Here is an 18,374-nt window from a genome sequence, read left to right as displayed (position 1 = left end):
CGTCGAGGCGAGCACGTAGTTGCCGGCATCGGCGCCCGAGAGCGCGTAGGTGCCGGTGACGGTCTTGCCGGTGCCGACGGTCTTGTCGGCATAGGTGGTGCCGCCGAGGCTCACCGTGACGGTATCGCCGTCGACGAGACCGGCGAGGGTGCCGTTGCCGGTGACGGTGGCCGCGGTGGTGCCGTCGTAGACCTTGCTGCCGGCGACCGTGCCAGTGGTGGCGAGCGTCAGGGTCGCCGCCGTGATGTCGGCCGTGCCGGTGAAGCTCGTCGAGGCGAGCACGTAGTTGCCGGCATCGGCGCCCGAGAGCGCGTAGGTGCCGGTGACGGTCTTGCCGGTGCCGACGGTCTTGTCGGCATAGGTGGTGCCGCCGAGGCTCACCGTGACGGTATCGCCGTCGACGAGACCGGCGAGGGTGCCGTTGCCGGTGACGGTGGCCGCGGTGGTGCCGTCGTAGACCTTGCTGCCGGCGACCGTGCCGGCGGTGGCGAGCGTCAGGGTCGCCGCGGTGATGTCGGCCGTGCCGGTGAAGCTCGTCGAGGCGAGCACGTAGTTGCCGGCATCGGCGCCCGAGATCGCGTAGGTGCCGGTGACGGTCTTGCCGGTGCCGACGGTCTTGTCGGCATAGGCGGTCCCGCCGAGGGTCAGCGCGACCGTGTCGCCGTCGACGAGACCGGCGAGGGTGCCGTTGCCCGTGACGGTGGCCGCGGTGTTTCCGTCGTAGACCTTGCTGCCGGCGACCGTGCCGGCGGTGGCGATGGTCAGGGTTGCGGCGGTGATGTCGGCCGTGTCGGTGAAGCTCGTCGAGGCGAGCACGTAGTTGCCGGCGTCGGCGCCGGAGATCGTGTAGGTGCCGGTGACGGTCTTGGCGGTGCCGACGGTCTTGTCGGCATAGGCGGTCCCGCCGAGAGTCAGCGCGACGGTGTCGCCGTCGACGAGACCGGCGAGGGTGCCGTTGCCGGTGACGGCGGCCGCGGTGGTGCCGTCGTAGACCTTGCTGCCGGCGACCGTGCCGGCGGTGGCGATCGTCAGGCTGGCGGCGGTGATGTCGGCCGTGCCGGTGAAGCTCGTCGAGGCGAGCACGTAGTTGCCGGCGTCGGCCCCGGAGATCGTGTAGGTGCCGGTGACCGTCTTGGCCGTGCCGACGGTCTTGTCGGCATAGGCGGTCCCGCCGAGGGTCAGCGCGACCGTGTCGCCGTCGACGAGGCCGGCGAGGGTGCCGTCGCTCGTGACGGCGGCCGCGGTGGTGCCGTCGTAGACCTTGCTGCCGGCGACCGTGCCGGCCGTGGCGATCGTCAGGACGGCCCGGTCGACCGTGAGCGTCCCGGCATCGACGAAGCTCAGCGCGTAGCCGTTCAGGCTCGTGACGGTGCCCTGGGATACGTCGATCACATACGGACCGCCGGCGACGCTGGCGTCGGTGGCGGTGCCCGTCGAGGTGACGGTCGGGGTGCCGCTGTAGGCGGTCGCCGCCGTATCGGCCAGGTAAGCCCCGGCGACGCCGGCCTGATAGCCGCTCACCGCATAGTTGCCCGAGAGATCCAGGGTGGTGCCGTAGGTCTTGGTCGCGTCGGTCGAGGTGAAGGTCAGGGTCGGCTGATAGGCGAAGACGTAGCGGTTGCCGGACGCGATGGTCGACGGCGCGTTCGCCGCGTAGGTGGCGCCCCAGACCGCGGTATTGCCGCTGTCGAGGCCGCCGAACGTGTCGGCCGAGGGCGACGCCGAATAGACGACCCAGCGGCCGTTGGTCGCGCTGATCGCCGACGCACCGGCATTGTTGACGAAACGGGTGCCGGCAACGAGCACGACGGCGTCACCGGTGGCGGTCGAGCTCAGCGTGCCGTTCACCGTCAGCGCACCGGCGGTGCGGACGAGCAGACCGCCATTGGCCGTGAAGGAGGCGACCGTCAGGTCGGTGCTGCTGTAGAGATCGAGGCTGCCCGATCCGAGGTTGCCGGCCTGCAGCGAGGAGATCGCATTGCCGGAATCCGTCAGAAAATAGCTGATGCCGCCTGAGATGTACTGCAGCTTGAGAGTCGCGGCGCTGATCGACGCACCCGCCGTCTGGGTCACCGTTCCGTTGGACGACAGCACCAGATTGCCGGTCTGGCTGATCGCCTGGTCGATGCTGAAGCTGCTGCCGGTCGCGATGATCCAGCGGTTGGCGAGTTCCGTCGACACGCCCGACGATCCGATCGCAACGGCGAGGCCCGACGAGATCGACGACAAGGTCGACGCGGCGCTTTGTTCAAGAAGCGTATTGCCGAGGATGTTCAGGCTCGTGATCGATCCTGCGGCGTTCTGGACGTAGCTGACGCCGGCATTGGTGCCGGAGGTGAAGCTGACGAGCTGGCTGTTGCTGCCGATGGTGCCGGGCGCGAGCAGGACGTAGTAGTAGCCGTTCGCTCCGGCGTTCGTCGATCCGACCGCGGTGCCGTTGACCATCACCGCGACGTTGCCGCCGGAAGCCGCGGTAACGCCATTGTTCGTGTACGCCGTACCGGACACCACCTGCGGCGTGCCGGACCAGAAGCTCTTCAGATACGGATAGCTGACACCGGCGACGATGCCCCAGACCGAGGTGTCCCAGCCGCTCGGCAGCGCCGCCTGAAGGGTCGCCGTGGTGACGCCGGTGCCGCCGGCGCTGCTCGACTGGCCGGTGGTCTGGGTGTCCCAATAGGAGCCGGTGACGCTGCCGTTGACGAGAACCCCGATCAGCCCGCCGCTCATCGAGGAGTTTCCGACGACCAGGCCGGTGGCGTAGGCGTTGCTCACCGAGCTTCCGTCGAACTCTCCCGCGAGGCCGCCCGCACTATAGAGGCTCGCCGTGACGGCGCCCGACGCGTAGGCGTTGGTGATCGTCGCGCCGGCGGTGCCGGCGCCGACCAGCCCGCCGACCCTCGCGATGCCCGTCACGGCTCCGGTCGCATAGGACGTGGTGAGACTTCCGGCCAGCTCGCCGAGCAGGCCGCCGACGTCGTCGTCGCCCGTCACGGTCCCGGTCGCATAGGATCCCGACACCGTGTGGCTGGACGCGAGGCGCCCGATCAGGCCGCCCGCGCCCGAGACGCCGGATACGGTGGCGCTCGAATGAGAGTCCGAGACGTTCGCCATCGAGTAGCCGATCACGCCGCCCACGGATTCGCTGCCGCCGACCGTGCCGGTCGACCAGACATCGCCGATCGTCCCGTTGGCCAGGCCGGCCAGGATGCCGACATAGGATCCGCCGACGACGGTCGCGTTGGTGAGGCCGAGATCGCTGACGACCGAGCCGGGATTACCGATATAGCCGAATAGGCCGACATAGTCCTGCGTCGGCCGATCGATCGAAAGCCCGTCGATCACGTGGCCGTTGCCGTCGAGGCTGCCCTTGAACTGCGCCGAGGCGCTGCCGATCGGCACGAAGCCGGCCGAGCCCCACATCTCCGACGGGTTCGCCAGCGCGGTCCCGAGATCGATGTCGGCGGCGAGCGTGTAGGTGGCGCCGAGCGTCGTCGCGTTCATGGCGATCAGCTGGAGCTGATGCGCGTTGGTGATCGTGGTGGAATATTCGCTGCGCAGGAAGGGGCGCGTCGAGCCGTCGATCATGAACCAGGTGTTGGTGAAGTCGAAGCCGCTGTAGCTCGATTGCGTCAAGGCCTGAGCCGTGGTCAGAGCCGTCGCTCCGGAGCATGTTCCGGATCCGCAGGCATTGGCCACACCGGTCGTCGTCGCGTCCCAATAGACTCCGGACAGAACCGGAGCGCTGCCGAGCTGCTGATAAATCAGGCCGCCGCTGAGGAGTAGCGCCGAAACTCGTCCGGAACTCCAGACATTGGTGAGGGTGACGGCGCCGTTCGTCGTCCCGATCAGGCCGCCGGCATTCACTGCGGAGACCGACGCGGTCGAATAGGAATCGGAAATGCTTGCGCCATTGGCAGCGACGCCGACCAAGCCGCCCGCGTTACCGGTGCCGCTGCTGCCTCCCTTCACGCTTCCCGTCGCGTTCGACCGAGAGATCGTCCCGCCGAGGACCAGGCCGCCGACGAGACCGCCGACCTGGATATAACCCTCGACCGTGGCACTGCTTTGCGCCTCGCTGATCGAGCCGCCCGACTGCTGGCCGACGAGACCGCCGACGTTATACAACGAGCCAACGACCGAACCGGAAACTGAAACGGCCGTGACTGTCCCGAAATTCTGTCCGATCAAGCCGCCGACATTCAGGTGCCCGGTGATGTCGACGTCCGCCAGCGTGAGATGGCTGATCGCGGCGCTCGAACCCGCAGAGCCGAACAGACCGACCTGATCGGCCGAGGACCGGTCGATGGTGAGCCCGCTGACGGTGTGACCGAGGCCATCGAACGAGCCGGTGAATTGGGTCGTCGAACTCCCGATCGGCACGAATCCGGCCGACCCCCACACGTCGGACGCGTCGGCGAGCGCGGCGCCGAGATCGATGTCGGTCGCGAGCGTGTAGCTCGCCGCGAGGGTCGTCGCGTTCATGCCGACGAGCTGGAGCTGGTGCGCCGTGTGGATGGTGGTCGACGCCTCCATCTGGAGGAGCGGCCGCGTCGATCCGTCGAGCGTCGTCCAGGTGCTGGTGAAGTCCCAGCCGACATAGGAGGACTGGGTCCGTGCCTGGGCACTGGTCAGGCCGGTCGCCGAGACGGTGCCGCCGACGTTCACGCCGGCGCCGCTCGTCACGCCGGTGGTCGTCTTGTCCCAGTAGGAGGTGGTGACGGCGCCGCCGTAGTCGAGGCCGACGATGCCGCCCTTGTAGCCGCCGGTGAGCGCCCCGCTCGCCCAGCTCTGGCTGACCGTCGCGCCGCTCCCGGACAGCGAGCCGACCAGGCCGCCGACGGTCGACCCGGAACCGCTCACGCTGCCGATCGCGTAGGTCTTGGTGATGGTCGCCGTGCCGGTGCCGGTGGCGCTCACATACCCGATCAGGCCTCCCCCGGAGGCGGCCGACGATGTCACCGTCACGGCACCCGACGCATAGGCCTCCGAGACCGTGGCGCCGGCGCCGGTCTGCGACTGCACCATGCCGATCAGGCCGCCCGCATAGGCGCCCGTCACCGCGACGTCGTCGGCGTACGAGCGGGTCACCGAGGCCGTCGTGCCGGACCACAGCCGGCCGACGAGGCTCCCGACATAGTTGCCGCCGGTGATGCTGCCGCCGACGAGCCCGACATTCGTGATGGTGGCGTTCAGGGTGTCGCCGAACAGGCCGACATAGGTGGACGACGGCCGATAGATCGTGAGGCCGGTGATGACGTGCCCCTGGCCGTCGAACGTGCCGCTGAACTGGGTGGTGGTGGTGCCGATCGGCGCGAATCCGGCGCCGCTGTTCCAGGCCGCCGTGCCGCTCGCGTCGATGTCGTTGGCGAGCGCATAGGATTTCGAGAGCAGCGTCGCCGAGGAGCCGATGCCCTGCAGCCCGTAGACGTCGGCGATCAGATAGGGCGTCGCGGAGGACCCGTCGCCGGAGAGGGCGCGCAGGAACGATGCGCCGCTGGCGATCGAGAAGCTCGTCGCCGAGAAGGTCGGCAGCGTCGTCGCGATCTGGGTCCAGGCGCCCTTCTGCAACGTGAACGAGGCGACGTCGACGGCGGCCGTCGCCGACACCGTGTTGGTCGCGTTGATGATCAGCCCGCCGCTCGTCGCCGTGATCGCCGCGTTGATGGCGATGGTGTTGGCGGCCGTCAGGGTGAGGGTGCTGCCGCTCGTCCACGAGACGGCGCTCGCCACCGTGATGTTGCCGGACTGCGAGCCCGAGGAGCCGGTGGTGACGACGACGTTGCCGGAGGCGAGCGCCGTGGTCAGCGTCGACACGTTGAGGATCGAATCGTCGGCCGACGGCGTATAGGTGCCGCCCGACAGCGTGCCGCCGGTGCCGGTGCCGGACGAGATCACGATGTTGCGCGGGTCGAGCAGCAGGGTGCCGTAGCCGTCCGGCCCGGTGAGATCGGCCGTTCCGGTGAAGTCGAGCAGGCGATGGCCCGAGACCTCGGCGAAGCCGCCCGTGGTCGTGCCGGTGGCGCTGATCGTGCCCGCGAACGTGGTCGTGTCCTCCGACCACACGACGATGCGACCGCCTTCGCCGGCGGTGCCGTCGGCGATCAGCTGTGCGCCGGCCTCGACCGTGGTGATGGTCGCGGTCGCGACCGTCTCGGCCGAGAAGTTGTTGGCGGCATCGACGCCGCCCTGGTAGTCGCCGCCGATCAGCAGGGTGCCGCCGGTAGCGCCGCTGACGTCGATGCGGGCCGTGTCGGCGATCGTCACCTGGCTGGCCGTGGCGGTCACGGTGCCGCCCTTGCCGGTCGTTCCGGTCGCCGTGACGGAGCCGGAGACGGCGAGCGTCTCGGTCGCGGTCAGCTTGACGGTGCCGCCGGTCGCGCCCTTGGCCGAGATCTTGCCGGATACGGTCACGTCGGCGCCGGACACCGCGACGCTGCCGCCCGAGGCGCCGTTGCGGCCGTTCGCCCGGACGCTGCCGGAGATGCGCACGCGTCCGCCGGCGCCGCCGCCGATGATGATGCGGCCGTTGCTGGTGCCGACCGAGTTCGCCCGGATCGAGCCCGGCACGTTGACGGCGTCGCGCAGGATGCCGGCCGCGGTCGCCGCGCTGAGATGGACGATGCCGCCGTCGGCGACGATCTTGCCCTTGTTGGAGACCAGCGCCGTGCCCTGGCCGTCGACGATCTTGTCGAGTGCGCTGGTCGGCACCGCGACCGAGAGGAAGCCGTCGCCGGCGAGGTCGAGCGTCACCATCTCGCCGCTGGCGAGACCGACGCGTCCGAGCCGTGCCGTGATGACGCCGTCGTTGGCGACCCGGCCGCCGAGCAGCGCCGCGAAGCCGCCGTCCGAGACGTTGATGCGGCCCGCATTGGTGACGGCGGCCGAAGCGCCGTTGCCCGTGAACGTGTAGGACCCCGACATGAAGTCGCTGTCCTTGATGTCGAGGGTCGAGGCGGCGAACGAGCCGACGTTCACCACGCCGGTGCTGCCGATGGCGATGCCGTTGGGATTGACGAGCAGCACGGTCCCGGGCGCGTTGATGGTGCCGTAGATGCTCGACGGCGTCGCTCCGGTGACGCGGTTGAGCGTCGCCGACGACGCTCCCGGCTGGTTGAAGTTGACGGTGCCGCCGGCCCCCACCGAGAAGCTGTCCCAGTTGATGATCGCGCGGTCGGTCGACTGGTTGATGGTGAGCGTGCCGTTGCTCGGCGTGCCGATCGTCGCGGACCCGCCCGCCACCGTGCCCCCGGTCGGCAATTGCTGCGCCTGCGCGAGACACGGAGAGAGTGCCATCGCCGTGGCGACCGCGATCCTCGCCATGCGGTCGAGTGCCGCAGCCGAAACGCCGGCCTCGAGTTGGGAACGACGCGCGTTCAAACGGCTCGGTCCAGCATGAGTCATGTGCATCACGTCACCGCCTTCGGCAGAACGCGATGCGCCCGGCCGGTCCTGTCGTGGTTGATTTTTCGTTAGTCGAGTTTTGTGGGGGCGGCGCGATTGCGGGAACTTTTTTATTCGAATAGGCTCAATTCACCCCGTGAATATCCGCGTCGCGGGCAGGAAAACTCCTGTCGGAACGGCGAGATGACGAAGAATCTGAAGAACCTCGATCTTAACCTTCTCGTGATTTTCGAGGCCATCTATCGAAACGGCAACATCAGCCGGGCGGCCGAAAGCCTGGGCATGAGCCAGCCCGCCGTGTCGAACGCGCTCGGCCGGCTGCGCGAGGCGGTCGACGATCCGCTGTTCGTGCGGTCGCCGCGCGGCGTCGAGCCGACCGCCAAGGCCCGCGAGCTCATCCACCCGCTGCGCGACGCGCTCGGCCTGATCGGCCGCCATCTCGGCACCGCGGCCGACATCGATCTGGCGACCTACAAGCGGCTGTTCCGGATCATCATCGTCGATCCGCTGGAGCCGATCATCATGCCGCGGGTCATCAAGGTGCTGAGCTCGATGGCACCCCATATCGACATCGAATGCACGCAGGCGCATACGAGGGTGACGGACGACCTCAAGGCCGGCACCATCGATCTCGCCTGCTTTCCGTTCCCGGTCGACACGACCGACATCGTCTTCAAGCCGATCATGACGCTCGATCCGGTCGTGGTCAGCCGCCGCGACCACCCGGAGATCGTCAAGCCGCTCGATGTCGAGACCTTCGAGCGGTTGCCGCATATCGGGCTGCGGCGCGAGCTGCGCGGTCTCACCGAGGCCGACAAGAGCCTGTCGATCGGCATGCGGTCGCGGCGGGTCGCCTACATGGCCTCGAAGATCTGGTCGATCCCCGCGATGGTCGAGCGCACCGACCTGATCAGCATGCTGCCGCGCGCGTTCTACGACGAGATCAAGGGCAATTTCGCCATCGACATGCACGAGATGCCGGTCGTGATCCCCGAGCAGCACATCTACATGCTCTGGCACACCAGCAGCGAGAACGACCCCGGCCACATCTGGCTGCGCGAGGAGATGCTGCGGGCCGTGCAGAGCAATCGCGGTCCGCTGGACTGATCACGGTCCGGCCCGCGGATCGGGTCGGACGCTCAGGCCGGGGGCCGGGGGCCGGCGAACGAGGGCGCGGGCGGCGAGCAGGACGTGCAGGGCGCCCCACGCGCCGAGCGCCTGCATCAGGGCGAGGGCGTTGCCGAGCGACCGCGGGCCGGCGTCGGCGAACACCCACTGGCTGAGCGCGCCCACGATCAGCGGGCCGACCCCGAGACCGATCAGGTTGACGGCGATCAGGAAGACGGCCGAGGCGGCGGGGCGCAGCGTCGGCGGGACGCCGCCGTGCAGGACCGCCAGCGCCGGGCCGAGATACGCATTCGCCGCCGTCGCCGGCAGGACGAAGACGGTCAATGCGACCGCCGTGCTCGACGTCAGGTAGAAGACGAGGGCGAACGGCTTGACGATCAGCAGCCACAGGCCGATCGCGCCGAGCGACCAGCCGATCCCGTGCCGGTGCAGCCGGTCGGCGAGGCGACCGCCGAGCGTCACCACGGTGGCGCCGCCGACGCCGATCACCAGGGCCAGGTACGTCCCGGTGGTCGCGAGGTCGAGGCCATGCACCCGCACCAGGAACGACGGCACCCAGGAGATCGCGCCGTAGCCGACCGTCGCCGTGATGGTCGCCCCGATCACGGTGTGGCGCAGCGCCGGGTCGCGCCACATGATCCGGACCGTCAGGGCCAGGAGGCCGAGCGACGGAATGCCGCGCAGGGCCTCGGTCTCGCGGTCCCGGGTGCGCGGCGGCTCGGCGACGCCGATGCGCACTGCGATCGCGGCCAGCACGGTGGCGACGCCGCAGGCGACGAACGCCGTGCGCCAGCCGTAGCGGTGGCCCACATAGCTACCGACCAGGAAGGCGAGGAACACGCCGATATTGACGCCCGAGGACCATGTCGCCATGGCGGAGGCGCGCTCGTGCGGCGGATAGCTGTCGGAGATCATCGCGTGCGCGGCGGGCGTCACGCCGGCTTCGCCCGCCCCGATGCCGATGCGGCCGAGCAGCAGCTGGCCGAAGGACTGCGCCAGCCCCGAGGCGATCGTCGCCAGCCCCCACACGGCGGCCGACACGGCCACCAGGGTCCGCCGTCCGTAGTGCATGGCCCATATGGCCGCCGGGAGGCTGAGCCCGGCATAGAGAACCGCGAAGGCAAGCCCCGACAGGAGGCCGAGCTCGACGTCGGACAGGGCGAACTCGCGGCGGATCGGCTCCAGCAGGATCGCCGTGAGCTGGCGGTCGAGCTGGTTGAAGGCCGACAGGATGGTGAGGGCGAGCAGGAGGCGGGCACGCGCCGTCATGACGGGTCCGGTTGGCCGGCGGTCGCCGGCTCCGGACTCAGTAGCGCAGCAGGGCCCCGGCGAACAAGCGCCACCCGTTCTGGTCGCGGTCGAGGGGGTCGTCGTTGCGCTGCGCGCTGGCCTCGACGAAGCCCGAGAGGCTGGCGGCGAGGTCGCCGGTCGGCACGGCGAAGCGCAGGCCGGCCCCGAGATTGGTGGCATGGACGCTCGGCTGCTCCAGCACGGTCGGTTCGATCAGGATGCGTTCGCCGGTCGCACCGAACAGATAGGGGGTCAGGACGAGCGGGTCCGGGCCGACCGGAAGGCCGAAGTTGCGGCCGAACTCGATGCGGGCCGCCCAGGCGGTGTCGCCCGGGAACGAGCCTGCCGAGAAGCCGGAGAGCAGCCGCGGCCCGACGAGATCGAACTGCTCGGACTTGAGGAGCGGCTTGCCGAACGAGGTCTGACCGGCGGCGGCCAGCATCACGAACATGTCCGAGGGCAGCGCCTGGTTGATCTCGACATGGCCCTCGAGCTTGTCGAACACGGCGTCGGCGCCGGCGCGCGACAGCGGCGTGCCGCCGACCGCGTCCGCCGCGGTGCGCGCCCCGAGGCCGTCGATGCCGCGCGAGTAGAGGCCGCCGAACGTGACCACGGTGCCGGTCTCGCGGCCGCGCCAGATGCCCTCGAAGCCGCCCCGCACCGCCCGCACGCGATCGAGGCTGAGCGGAATCGGCGGCTCGAAGAAGAGCGAGAACAGCCGCTCGTCGGTGGCGTCCAGGCGCGCCGCCGCCGTGATCTCGAGATCGCGCCGCTTGACCAGATCGTAGGCGAGGCGGGTGCGCCACTGGTCGAGCACGCCCTGGCTGACCGAGAGGCCGGACACGCGCGGCGTCGTGCGGCCGCTGGTCGCGGTCGCGTCGAACTTCAGGCCGTCGATGCCGATCGGCAGGGCGAAGCCGGCGGTGAGATAGCGGCGGGTCGGATGCGCCGTGATCCAGTCGCGGTCCGGCAGGCCGGCGACCGAGACGAAGAACTGCTCGCCGAAGCCGAGGCCGCCGTTCGCCGATCCGGACAGCACCAGCTGCCCGGTGCCGAACACGGCCGGCATGCCATTGTCGACATAGGCGGTGCCGCTGAGCGGCTTCCAGCGGCCGGTCAGCACCAGCACGGTGCCGCCCGTCTCCTTGCCGGCCGCGAAGATGGCGTTGAGCAGCAGGCCGGGCGCCTCGCCGGCGATCAGCAGGCGGCGCTCGAGCTCGCCCTGGGTGAGGCGAGGCTTGCGCAGCAGCGGCGCCAGCACGGCGGCGACGCGGCTGCGCGCCGGCGCCGGCAGCGCCTCGGCGTCGATCCGCTCGACGAATCCGTCGACGACCCGCAGGGCGACCCGGGCCGACTTGTCGAGTTCCTGCGGCACGATGACGATCCGCACCAGCGGATAGCCGGCCCGGACATAGGCGGCCTGCAGCGCGGCGGCGAGCTCGAACAGCTGCGCGACCGTCACGCGCCGGCCGATCAGCGGCGCCTCCAGGTCGCGCCGCGCCGCCGCCATATCCTCGAACTCGTCGGCGACGTCGACGCCGGTCAGCACGAAGGTGAGGGCCTTGGCCTGCTCCGGCACGGTCGCGCCGGCCTCGACGCGCGGCAGAACGATGCGCGGTGCGAGGATCGGCGCCGGACTGATCACGGGCGGCTCGACCTGGCTGGTCGACGGCGGCAGAGCCTGCGCGACCGCGGTCGTCGCCGTCGCGAGCGCGATCGGCCAGGCGACGAGGCAGCACAGTCCCGTCCATGCGGCTCCCGATGTTCTCACGACCACCCCCGTCCCACGCCACCCTTTGTTGTTGGCGCGACTATGGGTCAGAAAGCTATCTGTGACAAGCGCTGTTAATGGCAAATAGCGGTTATTTATTTTCAGAATAGTCGTCATTTCCCTTTTGAATTGGAACCTTTCCGCATTTGTGGATAGCTCGCGATCCGGGCCGCATGCCGCCGCGCATCCGTCGCCGCTCCCGCTCGCACGCCAGGAGACCCCTCGATGAAGCTCGTTCTCGCCTTCGCGCTCGCCGCCGTCCTTCCTGTCTCCGCGGCGCAGGCACAGGCGGCGCAGCCGGCGCAGTCGCCGCAGCGGACGACCGCGACCTACGACGACTGGACGGTGCGTTGCGCCGTGGTCGACGGGGCGAAGTCGTGCGAGATGGCGCAGGCCATGCAGATCAAGGGCCAGGCGCAGCCCGTCACCCAGATCGCCATCGGCCGGCTGACCAAGACCGATCCGATCAGGATCGTGTTCCAGGTGCCGATCAACGTCTGGCTGCCGAGCGGCGTGAAGCTCGCCGCCGACGACAAGGACCCGGGCATCGTCGCCGGCTATCGGCGCTGCCTGCCGGCGGCGTGCCTGGCCGAGGCCGAGATCAGGGACGACGTGATCAGGAAGCTGCGGGCGCTCGCCGACAACGGCAAGCTGCAGTTCAAGGACGGGGCCCAGCAGGACGTCGCCATCCCGGTCTCGTTCAAGGGGTTCGGGCAGGCCTACGACGCCATGCTCCGGCCCTGAGCGGGCCGTCGCGCGTGTCTCCGCGTCGCGGCGCTCACCGGGCCGCGGTGCGCAGCACGGCGGCCGCGGCCGGGCCGTCCGGCTCCGCATAGGCGTCGACGCCGGCGGCCCCGAGCGCGAAGAGCGGGGCGAAGCGGGGCAGGGCGGCGTCGACGCGCGGCTCCGCCCAGCGGTTGTCGAGCAAGTACCAGCGGCTGCCGTCGCGCACCGACAGGACGGCATGGACGTCGCCGACCCAGCGGTCGCGGACGACGAGAAGGCGCAGATCGGCCTCCGGCGTGCCGGCCGCCCGCAGCACCGCGTATTTCAGGATCGCGATGTCCTCGCAGTCGCCCTGCCGGGTCGCCAGCGTGGCGAGCGGAGCCGACCAGCGGTCCGCGACGCCGTGCTGGTCGAGATCCGCGACGAACCGGACGGTCTCGTTGACGGCGCGGTTGAGGCGGTCGAGCCGCTCGACACCGGTGCGCGCGGCGGCCGCGTCGACGAGCGCGACGAAGGCTTCGGCCTCGGCCGGGCATGCCGCCGGCGCGGCGCGGCAGGCGGCGATCCGGGGCGCCTCCGCCGCCATCTCGGCCTGCACGGTCCGCCACCGCGCCGTCAGGCGTCCGTCGGGCGCGCGGACGAGCGAACGGCCGAACGGCTCGCCCGGTTCGGCGAGGGCCATCGTCGGACGCGTGACGGCAGCGGAGATCTGGGCGGTCGCCCGGTCGGCCGCCGCGCAGGCGACGAGGCCTGCGGCGGTGATCGCGAGGCAGAGAAGCCTCCGGGCGGAGAGAGAGAGCGACATGCTCGGCGCGCCTGTCCTCCGGGACGGGGGCCGAACGTGTCGAGGGTCCGCGAGCCGGATGGTCGTTGCCTCGGGGATACCCCACGGGCCGCCGGAATCGGGTTAACCGGGCGCGAAACGGCGATCCTTTCCGGTGCGCGTGGTGGCGAAAGCCGCAGCGGCGCAGTGAGAAATCGATTTCAATCAGCGACAATTCGACTCGATCGCATCGCGTCGCCCCGGCCGCGAACGGCCGGTGACACGCGCACGCCGGGCCGGACGCGCCCGCCATGCCGGGTGCCTCCGGGCCGCTCACACGCAGCGTCGACCGGATGTCGCTCAATAGGGTTTGTAACAGGGCGATGACGTTTTTGCGAAAGTCATGACAGTCTCATGTCTGTCGACAGAAAACTATCTGGCGATCAGCTCGTAAGTTGAAAAAAAGATCGCCCAATCCCGGGTGGGCGCGTGCGGCGGGCGAGCGAAATAAATCAGGTCGCTGAAACGACGGGAGTCCCCGACACTTGCACGGCGTTCCGTAGCGGTGTTTCGTGTCGGTGGTGTGACAGTGTTGTTCCGGCCACTGTTGCCCGTGGGATACAGCCCATTCGGTCGAGTTAGGTTATGAACCATCCCGCAGGCTTTTCTTTCCGTCCTCGGGGGGTATCACATGAACAGGCGCCTGATCGTCACGAACATTCTCGCCGCGGTGCTGTCCGCCGGCGCCGCCCAGGCGGCGGATCTGCCGGCCCGGATGCCGGTGAAGGCGCCGGTGGTGGCCGCGCCGGCCTTCACCTGGACCGGCTTCTACATCGGCGCCCATGCGGGCTACGGCTGGGGCAAGAACGAGTGGAGCGACGCCGCTGATCCACTGAACGATTTCTCGGTGCCGGGTGCCGATGCGCACTACGACATCAGCGGCGGCCTGGCCGGCGGCCAGATCGGCTTCAACTGGCAGGTCAACCAGTTCGTCCTCGGCATCGAGGCCGACGGCGCCTGGGCGAACATCAAGGGCGACGGCTCGATCTTCACTGGTGGGGTCGGCAGCTGCCTCTTGAGCAATGATCCCTGCACCTCCAAGATCGACTCGCTCGGTACCATTACGGGCCGGGTCGGTGTCGCCTTCGATCGCGCGCTCTTCTACGCTAAGGGCGGCGCGGCCTGGGCACATACCAAGCACACCGTCGGCTATACCGATCCGGCGTTCCCGGCCGACAACTATCACGCCGAGGTGGATGAGACGCGCTGGGGCTGGACCGTCGGTGCCGGCCTTGAGTATGCGTTCCTGCCGAACTGGTCGGCCAAGATCGAGTACAACTACATCGATCTCGGCGACGACCGTGTCACCTTCACCTACACGCCGGCTCAGACTTTCGGCACGAGTGGTGCGGACGATCTGACTCTCCACGTCGTCAAGGCCGGCATCAACTATCGCTTCTGGGGCAACTGAGCCTCGGCGCGAGAGCGCGGCGCGGGTCCGCCCGCGCCGCTCTGGTCCTTCTCCTGCGTCCAGACGACCCGACGTCCGAAGTCCCAAGCTCTCGGCGTCTCCTCGAAAGCCCCGGCCCTCGGCCGGGGCTTTTTCTTTGGTGGTCAGCCGGTCGTCGCGCCCGGACGAAATCGAAACGGCGCCGTCTGCGAGGACGGCGCCGCGGATCGCGACAGGATCGAGCGAGGGCGGAGCGGCCTCGTCCGCCGCGTCCTGGGATCGGCTGACTGGTCGGCACTCCTTCCGGAGCGCGGACCGCAGGTCCACGAACCCGGACTTCAGCCACGATTCTCGTGCGTGTCGCCGGATTCCGGGTTCGCACCGGAGGCTGCACTCGGACGGCGCGAAGCGCCGATCCGGGTGGCGCGCTCCGGAGTGACCGAGCTGTTCGGGCGGATTTCGTATCAGCCGGCCGTGGCCGGGGCGGCGAACTGCAGGCCCAAGACCATGATTCCGACCGCCGCGACCCAGCTGCCGGTGGCGCGCAGGGCGATCGGGCGCCAGCCGCCGACGCCGCGCAGGAAGGCGAGGGCGCCGCCGGTCGCGAGCGTCATCACGGCGTAACCGGCCGCGGTGGCGCCGGCGAGGAACAGCAGCCGGTCGGTGCTCGCCGGCAGTCCCTGGCCGTTCTGGAGCCCGTGCAGCAGGCCCATCACGGTGGACAGGCCGATCAGCACCGGCAGCGGCAGGCGGGCCGCAGCCGCCAGGGCCAGGCCGGTGGCCGCGACCAGCCCGATCCCGAGGATCGGCCCGAAGGGCGGGGCCGGCAGCAGCAGGGCGGCGGCGCCGCCGGCCAGCAGCGCGAGCGGAAACGCGACGATCACCCAGCGGGCCCGCCGCGCCCCCTGGAAGGCGGCGAGGGCGGCCAGCGCGACCCACGGCAGCAGCTGGTCGAGCTCGGTGAGCGGGTGGAGGGCGCCGCCGTAGAAGTCGCCGAGCCGCGTGTCGACCAGATGGGCGTGCGCGGCCGTCGGCGCCGCGAGCGCCGCCGCGACGGTGGCGGCGGCGAGCAGGCGGGCCTTCGTCCTCACGACAGCACCCCGACCGAGGCGAGCAGGAAGTAGAGGCCGACGCAGCCGATGGCGGCGCCGCAGGCGCGCACCAGCCGGGCGCCGGCCGGCCACGCCACCATGACGCCGATCAGGATGCCGACGAGATGCAGGAGGCCGGTGGCGACGACGAAGCCGACCGCATAGGCGGTCGGGTCGGCGGCGCCGGGCAGCTCGCGGCCATGGGCGTAGCCGTGGAAGATGGCGAAGACGCCGACCACCACGGCCGCGACCCACAGCGGCGGACGGACATGCAGCGCGATCAGCAGGCCGAGCGCGAGGCCGGACAGGGCGACCACCGGCTCGACCAGAGGCAGCGGCACGCCGGCGAGGCCGATCAGGCCGCCGATCGCCATCACCAGCGGGAAGGTGATCGGCAGCACCCAGATGGCGGGCGCGCCGAGCTGCGCACCCCACAGGCCAACCGCCACCATGGCGACCAGGTGATCCGGTCCGGTGATCGGATGCAGCAGGCCGCTCTGCAGCCCGACGGCGACGCCGCTGCCGGTGTGCGCCAGCGCCGGCGCCAGCGGGATCAGGCTCAGAAGGGCGGCGAGCGGCAGGCTCGGCTTCGACGGAACGGTCATGGTGGGGTCCTCACTCGTGTCTTGGCCAGCGATCGTGCCCGCTCACACGCGGGCCAGGAACCAGAACGCCGCGATGCTGCCGATCGCGTAGGCGGGCAGGGCGGCGCCCCAGCGCGGCAGCACGGCCCGCGCCTGCCGGTGCGCCCAGATCAGCGCCAGCACCGCGAACACGAAGGCGAGCTGTCCGATCTCGACGCCGATATTGAAGAACAGCAGCGCGATCGGCAGCGTCGCCTGCGGGATGCCGAGATTGGTCAGCGCGGTGGCGAATCCGAGCCCGTGCAGCAGCCCGAACGCGAAGGCGACGATCCACGGGTAGCGCGCCGTCAGCCCGATCTCGCCGCGCTGCAGCTTCACGATCTCGACGCCGACGAACACGATCGAGAGGGCGATCGCGGCGTTGAGCGGCTTCTCCGGGATGCCGACCCAGCCGAAGGTGGCGGCGGCGAGCGAGATGCTGTGACCCACCGTGAACGCCGTGATGGTCCGCACCAGCATCCAGCCGCTGCTCGTGAGCCAGATCAGGCCGAGCACGAACAGCAGGTGGTCGATGCCGCGCAGGATGTGGTCGATGCCGAGATTGACGTAGGTCTCGGCGAGGTCGAGCCAGACGGCGAGGTCGGTGCCGGGATCGCGGGCCGCCATGGCGGTCGGCTTGGCGGCGCTCACCGTGTAGGCCTGCATCGGCCCGTCGCGCGGAATCACCCGGATGGTCGCCACCGACTGCGTGCTGCCGAGACCCATGAAGCTCAGCCGGCCGATCAGCCCGCGCTCGCCGCAGACGAGCTCCGGCGGCTCCCAGCGGCAGTGCGCCGGGAAGATCGGCTGCAGGGTCGGGTCGGCCGGCGGCATTGTCCACTGGCCGAGATAGCGGCCGGGCGCGATCTCGCGCAGCGTGATCACGGCCATGCTGGCCTCGTGCGGCGCCGCGGGCAGGGCGGGCAGCAGCACGCCGACCAGGGTGACGACGGCGAGCAGCGCGAGCCGCAGGCGGATCCGGAGCTCGGTGACGGTCGTCATGGCTCGCCGCGCCGGATCACATAGGCCTTGCCGAGCTCGCGGGTCGCTGCGATGGCGAGCACCCGCCGGCGCTCGTCCTTCCAGGCCTGTGCGGCCTGGACGGACACCTCGGCGAGCGGCACCTTGCGGCCCGGCACGAAGCCGTCGAGCCGTACGACGTGCCAGCCGGTCGCCGAGCTCAGCGTCCGCCACTCGCCGGGCGGCAGCGCGACCAGCGCATCGACGAAGGCCTGGCCGAAGGACGGCACCAGCGTGTGGCGCGGCCGCTTGGGGAAGATCTGGGCCCGCAGGCGCACGTCCTCGGGCTCCTCGCCGGCCTCGATCTGCTGCAGCACGGCGCGGCTCTCGGCCTCGGCCGCGTCTCCCGTGAACGGCACGTCGATGAAGGTGACGAGGTCCGGGATGTCGTATTGGAGCCGGCGCTTCTCGTACCACTCCTGCAGCTCCTGCGGGGTCGGCTCGTTGACCTGCACGCCGCCGAAGATCAGGAGCCGCATCTTGTGGACGATGCGGTCGCGGATCATCTCGTCGCCCTTGTCGAGCCCCTGGGCCAGCGCCTCGCGGAACGTGATCTCGTTGAGGATCCACAGGTCGATCAGGCGGGCGAGCTCGTCGGAGCCCGGCTCGCGTCCCTCGTGGGCCCGCTTGAATGTGTCGACGATCGTCTGTCGGACGTCGGGCGTCACCTCGATCAGCCGTTCCTTGCTCACCGAAGGCGTCACCGCCGCGTGAACCGCGAAGATCACGGCGCCGATCAGCAGGAAATGAAGGAGCGGCTCGCGCAGCAGGCGCCGAATCGGATTGTCCCGGCCGCCGGCCGGCGTCTTCGCGCCGGCGTCGGGCGCCCCGACACGCGGCTCTGCACGCGGCTCCGCACTCGTCGATGACACGTCGTATGTCCCCCCGCACGATTCCTGGCCGGCCGGCGCTCGTCCCCCGGGCCGCCGTGCCGGCCGTCCAACTAAGGGAGAAGCCGTGTCGTGTTCATGACAGCGGCGTGCATCGGGATCGGCTCCCACACCCGCGCGGCGCGAGGCCCGCGAGGTCTCACCGGACCGTGAGCATTCGAGTGCGTGTTTCATTTTTCCGTCACGTCAGTTTCATCGCCGATTGAGAGGTTGCCCAG

General features: G+C 70.1%; 11 protein-coding genes. 3 read left to right on the top strand and 8 right to left on the bottom strand.

The window, feature by feature from the left end:
• Positions 1 to 7,296: YDG domain-containing protein (locus tag J2S22_RS23760; protein ID WP_307155880.1), on the bottom strand; the 7,296-nt coding region annotated here is incomplete at its 3' end.
• A 291-nt stretch (positions 7,297 to 7,587) separates the two neighbouring features.
• Here J2S22_RS23760 and J2S22_RS23755 point away from each other — a divergent pair.
• The gene (locus J2S22_RS23755; protein ID WP_272779700.1) at positions 7,588 to 8,511 is read left to right on the top strand and encodes a LysR family transcriptional regulator; all 924 of its coding nucleotides are present in this window, start codon (positions 7,588 to 7,590) and stop codon (positions 8,509 to 8,511) included.
• Here the strand turns inward: J2S22_RS23755 and J2S22_RS23750 are convergent, their stop codons facing one another.
• Both J2S22_RS23750 and J2S22_RS23745 read right to left on the bottom strand, forming a co-directional pair.
• Entirely contained in the window at positions 8,512 to 9,801 is a 1,290-nt protein-coding gene (locus J2S22_RS23750; protein ID WP_272779699.1) for a spinster family MFS transporter, read from the bottom strand.
• Between the two features lie 37 nt (positions 9,802 to 9,838).
• On the bottom strand, positions 9,839 to 11,593 hold the full coding sequence (locus J2S22_RS23745) for a ShlB/FhaC/HecB family hemolysin secretion/activation protein (RefSeq protein ID WP_272779698.1): 1,755 nt from the start codon (positions 11,591 to 11,593) through the stop codon (positions 9,839 to 9,841).
• A gap of 225 nt (positions 11,594 to 11,818) precedes the next feature.
• Between J2S22_RS23745 and J2S22_RS23740 the strand changes: the two genes are divergently transcribed.
• Entirely contained in the window at positions 11,819 to 12,337 is a 519-nt protein-coding gene (locus tag J2S22_RS23740; protein WP_272779697.1) for an invasion associated locus B family protein, read from the top strand.
• A 34-nt stretch (positions 12,338 to 12,371) separates the two neighbouring features.
• Here J2S22_RS23740 and J2S22_RS23735 read toward each other — a convergent pair whose 3' ends face one another.
• Positions 12,372 to 13,124 (bottom strand): transglutaminase-like cysteine peptidase, encoded by a 753-nt coding sequence (locus J2S22_RS23735; protein WP_272779696.1) that lies wholly within the window; start codon positions 13,122 to 13,124, stop codon positions 12,372 to 12,374.
• A 649-nt stretch (positions 13,125 to 13,773) separates the two neighbouring features.
• Here J2S22_RS23735 and J2S22_RS23730 point away from each other — a divergent pair.
• Entirely contained in the window at positions 13,774 to 14,553 is a 780-nt protein-coding gene (locus tag J2S22_RS23730) for an outer membrane protein (protein WP_272779695.1), read from the top strand.
• A gap of 443 nt (positions 14,554 to 14,996) precedes the next feature.
• Here the strand turns inward: J2S22_RS23730 and J2S22_RS23725 are convergent, their stop codons facing one another.
• From J2S22_RS23725 to J2S22_RS23710, 4 genes are read right to left on the bottom strand one after another with little or no spacing between them, the layout of a single operon-like run.
• Entirely contained in the window at positions 14,997 to 15,623 is a 627-nt protein-coding gene (locus J2S22_RS23725; RefSeq protein ID WP_272779694.1) for a HupE/UreJ family protein, read from the bottom strand.
• Positions 15,620 to 16,228, bottom strand: coding sequence for a HupE/UreJ family protein (locus J2S22_RS23720; RefSeq protein ID WP_272779693.1), 609 nt, complete (start codon positions 16,226 to 16,228; stop codon positions 15,620 to 15,622). Before J2S22_RS23720 ends, J2S22_RS23725 begins: the two co-directional genes overlap by 4 nt.
• 42 nt (positions 16,229 to 16,270) lie before the next feature.
• Positions 16,271 to 17,248 carry a HupE/UreJ family protein gene (locus J2S22_RS23715; protein WP_272779692.1) on the bottom strand — a complete coding sequence of 326 codons (978 nt, stop codon included), beginning with the start codon at positions 17,246 to 17,248 and terminating at the stop codon, positions 16,271 to 16,273.
• Complete coding sequence (locus J2S22_RS23710; protein WP_272779691.1) at positions 17,245 to 18,138, bottom strand: peptidylprolyl isomerase; 894 nt, start codon at positions 18,136 to 18,138, stop codon at positions 17,245 to 17,247. The genes J2S22_RS23715 and J2S22_RS23710 overlap by 4 nt, the downstream gene beginning before the upstream one ends.
• Positions 18,139 to 18,374: the final 236 nt, after the last annotated feature.

Origin of the sequence: Rhodoplanes tepidamans (assembly GCF_030813915.1) — a bacterium.
Classification (GTDB): domain Bacteria; phylum Pseudomonadota; class Alphaproteobacteria; order Rhizobiales; family Xanthobacteraceae; genus Rhodoplanes; species Rhodoplanes tepidamans.
Note: the sequence above shows the minus strand (reverse complement) of the source record. Positions and strands in the feature narration are given on the sequence as shown.

What these genes read in the sequence shown, in the direction of transcription:
- J2S22_RS23740 (WP_272779697.1), top strand. Translation starts at nt 11,819, where the DNA reads ATGAAGCTCGTTCTCGCCTTCGCGCTCGCCGCCGTCCTTCCTGTCTCC.
- J2S22_RS23715 (WP_272779692.1), bottom strand. Translation starts at nt 17,248, where the DNA reads ATGACGACCGTCACCGAGCTCCGGATCCGCCTGCGGCTCGCGCTGCTC.
- J2S22_RS23735 (WP_272779696.1), bottom strand. Translation starts at nt 13,124, where the DNA reads ATGTCGCTCTCTCTCTCCGCCCGGAGGCTTCTCTGCCTCGCGATCACC.
- J2S22_RS23730 (WP_272779695.1), top strand. Translation starts at nt 13,774, where the DNA reads ATGAACAGGCGCCTGATCGTCACGAACATTCTCGCCGCGGTGCTGTCC.
- J2S22_RS23720 (WP_272779693.1), bottom strand. Translation starts at nt 16,228, where the DNA reads ATGACCGTTCCGTCGAAGCCGAGCCTGCCGCTCGCCGCCCTTCTGAGC.
- J2S22_RS23750 (WP_272779699.1), bottom strand. Translation starts at nt 9,801, where the DNA reads ATGACGGCGCGTGCCCGCCTCCTGCTCGCCCTCACCATCCTGTCGGCC.
- J2S22_RS23755 (WP_272779700.1), top strand. Translation starts at nt 7,588, where the DNA reads ATGACGAAGAATCTGAAGAACCTCGATCTTAACCTTCTCGTGATTTTC.